The sequence below is a fragment of the Sciscionella marina DSM 45152 genome (assembly GCF_000379465.1).
Classification (GTDB): domain Bacteria; phylum Actinomycetota; class Actinomycetes; order Mycobacteriales; family Pseudonocardiaceae; genus Sciscionella; species Sciscionella marina.
The window spans coordinates 1-5302 of the sequence record NZ_KB905443.1; the positions used below are offsets into that span (position 1 = coordinate 1).

Annotated in this window: 6 protein-coding genes; 3 read left to right on the forward strand and 3 right to left on the reverse strand. The window is 64.1% G+C overall.

Annotated features, from left to right (window positions below):
• Positions 1-335 precede the first annotated feature (335 nt).
• The 3 genes from A37U_RS48915 to A37U_RS0137610 all read left to right on the forward strand — a co-directional run bounded on the left by A37U_RS48915 (position 336) and on the right by A37U_RS0137610 (position 3585).
• Positions 336-881, forward strand: a complete 546-nt coding sequence (locus A37U_RS48915) for an SDR family oxidoreductase (RefSeq protein ID WP_083934080.1) — start codon at positions 336-338, stop codon at positions 879-881.
• Positions 793-1971 carry a complex I subunit 5 family protein gene (locus A37U_RS47405; protein ID WP_205623075.1) on the forward strand — a complete coding sequence of 393 codons (1179 nt, stop codon included), beginning with the start codon at positions 793-795 and terminating at the stop codon, positions 1969-1971. Before A37U_RS48915 ends, A37U_RS47405 begins: the two co-directional genes overlap by 89 nt.
• Before the next feature lie 231 nt (positions 1972-2202).
• Positions 2203-3585 (forward strand): NAD-dependent succinate-semialdehyde dehydrogenase, encoded by a 1383-nt coding sequence (locus A37U_RS0137610; RefSeq protein ID WP_026198031.1) that lies wholly within the window; start codon positions 2203-2205, stop codon positions 3583-3585.
• Between the two features lie 133 nt (positions 3586-3718).
• Here A37U_RS0137610 and A37U_RS50700 read toward each other — a convergent pair whose 3' ends face one another.
• From A37U_RS50700 to A37U_RS47415, 3 genes are all read right to left on the reverse strand, one after another.
• A complete protein-coding gene (locus A37U_RS50700) occupies positions 3719-3985 on the reverse strand; it encodes an alpha-hydroxy-acid oxidizing protein (protein WP_338055165.1) in 267 nt (88 codons plus the stop codon).
• A gap of 384 nt (positions 3986-4369) precedes the next feature.
• The gene (locus A37U_RS47410) at positions 4370-4855 is read right to left on the reverse strand and encodes an IS5 family transposase (protein WP_083934217.1); all 486 of its coding nucleotides are present in this window, start codon (positions 4853-4855) and stop codon (positions 4370-4372) included.
• Positions 4856-5050: 195 nt separating this feature from the next.
• A partial coding sequence (locus A37U_RS47415) for an acyl-CoA dehydrogenase family protein (RefSeq protein ID WP_040589919.1) occupies positions 5051-5302 on the reverse strand: 252 nt, incomplete at its 5' end.

Genomic DNA, 5302 nt, shown 5'->3' on the forward strand with positions numbered 1-5302 from the left:
CTCGGATGGTTCCATCGTCTCGTCTCGTGGTGGTGTCGGTGGGCTGTGGTGCGCTCCCGGCCAGGTGTGTCAGCGGATCCGACCGCGGACCTGGCTTCGATGTGTCGGCTCGTGTACCGCATACCCGCGGGCGTTGCGGGGTAAACAGCCAGGGGGTTCCGCCGAGTCCGCACGGGGCTATCCCGTCCGGATAGACGACAGGAGATGCTGTGGGCAGCGAAAAGATTCCGGCGCAGCAGCAGTCACCGCCAGGCATGACCCGGAATGCAGCCACAGCCACGTGATCTGATGCGCGGCTATCGTGGTGGTGGGCTGCTCGAGGGCACACGACGCGGGTGACCGGCGCGGATTCCGGGATCGGTCGCGGTGGCCCTTGCATTCGTGAAAGAAGGCGCGCACGTCGCGTTCACCTATCTCAACGAGGACGGGGACGCGCAGCGCACGGTCAGCGAGGTACAGGCATAAGGCGTGCGCTGCGCTGCATCGACATAGCCGGCGATATGGCCGACCAAGGCCACTGTGCGCACGTGGTCAGGCGCACCGTCGACGAACTCGTCGAGATCGGTGTATTGGTGAACAACATCGCCACGCAGATTCCGGTTTCCTCACTCGAAGAGCTCAGCGATGAGCAGTGGCTGCACACCTTCGACATCAACGTGCACAGTTTCTTCCACACCACGAAAGCGGCATCGCCGCACCTGCCCGAGGGCGCCTCGATCATCAACACCGTGCCCTGCTCGGTGTCACGCTTTCAACCGTGCGCGGCGGGCGCGCGGTGCATTTCCCGGCTGGGTGGCAGGTCCACGATGGGCGCGGTGTCGGGATCGTGCTCGTCGGCGACAGCACCGGGCCCTGGCTCGGTCTGCTCGCCGCTGTGCTGACCGGTGCCGCGCTGCTGTTCGGCTGGCGCAGCTGGGCACGGCACTGAACGGACAGCGCGCGGACATGCTGGTCCGGCTGGTTTTCGTGCTCGTGTGCACCGGTTGGCTGGTGAAGGCCGCCGTGGTGCCGTTTCACTTCTGGTTGGCCGACGCGCACGCCGTGGCACCGGCACCGGTCTGCGTTCCGCTCTCCGGGATCATGGCACCGCTGGGAGTGTATGGCCTGGTCCGTACCTACTCGACGGTGTTCGCGGGCTCGCTCGACCACGCTGTCTTCTCACGGATGCTGCTGGTGTTCGGGACCCTGACAGCCGCGCTCGGCGCGCTGATGCGCCTGTTGCAGCGACACGTGAAACGGTTGCTCGCCTATTCGACCATCGCCCACATCGGAGTGCTGCTGCTGGCCGCGGGACACGGACCGGCGCTGTGGCTCTACCTGCTCGGACACGCCGGAGTCAAAGGGACACTGTTCCTGATCGCGGGCGTGCTGCTCTCCGAAAACGGGGATATCGACGAATTCGGCCTGTTCGGCAAGGGCGACCGATTTCTGGGCACCGTGTTCATCGTGGGCGCGCTGGCGTTGGCCGGGCTGCCACCCTTCGCTATCGGTCTCGGCAAATCAGCACTGGAACAGGGACCGCTCTGGCAGGTGGGCGTGGCAGCGGCGGCCTCAGCCCTGACCGCGGGGGCGGTACTGCGTGCCGGGCTGCGGATCTTCTTCGGCCTCGGCCGCGTGCCCGAGGACCGGGAGGAGACCGAGCACACCAGCGGGGAGGGCGAAGCTCCGGAGGGCAGGACGGTATTGCCGAAAGCCTCCGTGACGATGCGCACCACGATCACCGTGCTGCTGTTGATCGGGCTGGGTGCCCGGCAGTTCGGAGCTTGCGGCGCAGGTGGGCGCCGGGTTGCTCGAGCACACCGGATACCTCGGAACCGTCGCGACCCGATCGGTTCCCTCCATCGTGACCGCCGCTCCGGTCTGGAACCTCGCGGGCGTACTGGTCGGGATCGGCTCGGTCGCCGCCGCGGCGGTGATCGCCGCGAGCGCGTTGTGGTGGCGACCGTCCCTGGGGTGCAGGCCATCGTCTGACGGCCTGGCCGCATGCCATGCATTCGGGTCACATCGGCGACTACGCCACCTGGCTGCTCATCGGGGTGCTCATACTCGGTATCACCGTCGCGTCCTGATTCGTGTGCATGGACGCGCCGCAAGTGGGTAGTCGATTCCCGCGAGGGAAAGGACAACTGATGCGTTCTGATGATGACCTCGTGGGAGGTATGACATGACTGAAATGACCGCCAACTACCGTGAGTTGAGTCGATGAGTACTTACGTGATAGCTAATCCGACCACCGGTCAGACCGAGCAGGAGTTCGATGAGTTGAGCGATGGGGCTGTCGCCCAGGTCTTGGGCCGCTCGGACGGTGCCTACGCGGGCTGGCGTGCGACGCCGGTGGCCGAGCGTGCGCAGATCCTGATACGGGCTGCCGATGCCTATGATGCTCGCCAGGACGAGCTGGGGAAACTGATTTCGACCGAGATGGGCAAGCCGGTCAAGGAGGCGGTGGGTGAGGTCCAGCTTGCTGGCGCGATCTATCGCTGGTACGGCGAGCATGGACCGGACCTGCTGAAACCAGAGGTACTCGATCCACAGGGGTCCGAGGAGTCCCTGGTGCAAACCGAGGCCATCGGTTCGCTGGTCGGGGTGATGCCGTGGAACTACCCCTACTACCAGGTGGCTCGTTTCGTCGCCCCGAACCTCATGGTGGGCAACACCATCATCCTCAAACACGCACGGATCTGCCCGGCATCGTCGGAAGTCATGGCCGAAATCCTGCACTCTGCCGCAGTGCCCGAGGACGCCTACATCAATGTGTTCGCGAGCAACGATCAAGTCGCCGACATGATCGCTGATCCTCGCGTGCGCGGGGTTTCCCTGACCGGCAGTGAGCGCGCAGGCGCGTCGGTGGCCACCACCGCAGCCAAGAATCTGAAGAAGGCAGTCCTGGAGCTCGGCGGCTCCGACGCATTCATCGTTCTCGATGACGGTGACATCAAGAATACCGCCAAGATCGCCGCCCGGGCGCGTCTTTCCAATACCGGCCAGGCCTGTAATTCTCCCAAGCGGATGATCGTGGCCAACGACAAGTTCGATGAGTTCGTGTCGACCGTCACGCAGGCCTTCGAGTCCGCCCAGGTCGGAGATCCCATGGACCCGAGCACGCAGGTTGGCCCGCTGTCGTCGATCACCGCGCGGGACACGGTGGTGGAACAGGTCAAACGTGCCGTGGAACAGGGCGCCACACTGCACACCGGTGGCGACGCGCTCGACAGGGAAGGAGCCTTCATGCGTCCGGCCGTACTCACCGGCGTCACCAAGGACATGGATGCCTACTTCGAGGAGATCTTCGGTCCCGTGGCCGTAGTCTACGGCGTCGATTCGTCCGACGAGGCCGTCAAATTGGCCAACGATGTGAGCTTCGGGCTCAGCGGCTCGGTGTGGGGCAGCGACATCGAACGCGCCCAGAAGATCGCCGATCAGCTCGAAGTGGGCATGGCCTACATCAACGAGCACGGCACCACTCTTCCCGGACTGCCCTTCGGTGGTGTGAAACGGTCCGGCTTCGGCCGCGAGCTCGGTCGCTGGGGTATGGGCGAGTTCGTCAACACCCGATTGCGTCGTACTTCCCAGACCAAAAAGTAACCCCTTTCCACCGTCCGACCCTTCGGCGAGCTGCGCGTTACGTACCGCTACCCGAAGGGCCGAGGACGGGCTCGCAGATCAGGAGACGGTGGCCGGGTTGCTTGCACCAGCCCGCTCAATGCCATGTTGTCGATCAGCCAGGGGCCGAGCAGTAGATACCATCCACGCCGCTGTCTTTGGCGCGGCGCACATCATCGGGGTGACGGATACCTTTCACGGTAAGCGGCGGATTCGACAGCGAACGCAGCCAGTCGAGACAATCCCGGTTCAGCAGGTTCTTGAAGACTTCCATCCAGCGCAGGACGGCGCCGCGGGAATCGTCTTCCGGCGAACGCTGCGAACTCGCGGGAAAGGCCGGGTCGCTGGTGTAGTTGCTCAGGCACTGTCCGCGCAGCTGCAGGAAATTCGCTGTGCTCGGATCACGTGGGCGCCAGTCGGGAACCCGGGTGTATCACCGAATGCGGCAGCGACTTGTTTCGTCGGGTCGACCGACAGCGTCGAGGCGACCATCGGGCGGTACGGGCCGACGCGCCGATACACACCATGAGCTCGTCGATGTTGCCGTGGCCGCACGCCCACAAGAATCACCTCGACCTCGACGGGCGCGGATCACGGCCCGGCACTAATCGCGGTACCGCTGCTGCCCAACGCCGTACCAGTCGGTGGGGAGACGGAGAACAGCCCGGTGAGAGTATGGGCTGCTCGCTTGGTTCCCGGCGACGGCCATGGCTTCGCGGGCGTGCTGAACTACAGTCCTTGAGCGGTGGACCCGCTGAATAAGAACTCATTTCAGAATGAGGTTTTGGAGTTTTCGTTGGCTGATTAGGATGCAGGCGAGTTTGAGGAACCCGTAGTGGGTCTTGACCTGTCGCTCGTAGCGGCCCCGAAGGCGTTTGAAGGCGCACAGCCAGGCGAAGTCGCGTTCGACGCCCCAGCGGTGTTCGCCGATCCTGGAGCCGTATTCAGTGTTGCGGTGGCGATTTTCGAGACGATTCCTCGGTTCCGGAGCTTCGCACGATGGGGAGTCGGAGTCGTAGGCGTGGTCGGCGTAGAGCCATCGTGGTCGGGTGAACGGGTTGCCCGGTTTACCGCGAATCACGGGGATCGCATCCAGCAAAGAGAAAAGTTGCGCACTATCGTGGATGTTGCCGCCGGTGAGGATCACCGCGAGCGGAATACCGATTCCATCGGTTGCCAGGTGGTGCTTTGATCCGGCGCGCCCGTGATCGACCGGAGACGGTCCTACCGATTCACCGCCTTTAGAGCTCATTGCACAATGACGCCACCTGCTGCGCGGGGCCAGATCGGCGCCTCGCTGCGTTGTCGTCAATCACCATAGCTGCCGCTATGGCCCAATCCTCCGCCTTGCGATGTATCCGATCTGATCCCCGCTCGCGACGGAGGTCATTATGCAACGAACTCTAAGAAGATGAACGAGCATCGTGGGCACGAGGAGGGTGTCGTGTCAGACGAAGGCTCCCATGCCGGTGATGGCACGGCCGACGATGAGTTGGTTGATCTCTCGGGTGCCTTCGTAGGAGTAGAGCGCTTCGGCGTCGGCGAAGTAGCGGGCCACGTTGTGGCCGAGCAAGATTCCGTTGCCGCCGAGGACTTCCCGGGCTCGGGCCACGGTGTCACGCATTTTTGTGGTGACGACGGATTTGGCCAGGGCGGAGTGCTCGTCCTTGTTGACGCCCTGGTCTTGCAGCTGGGCCAG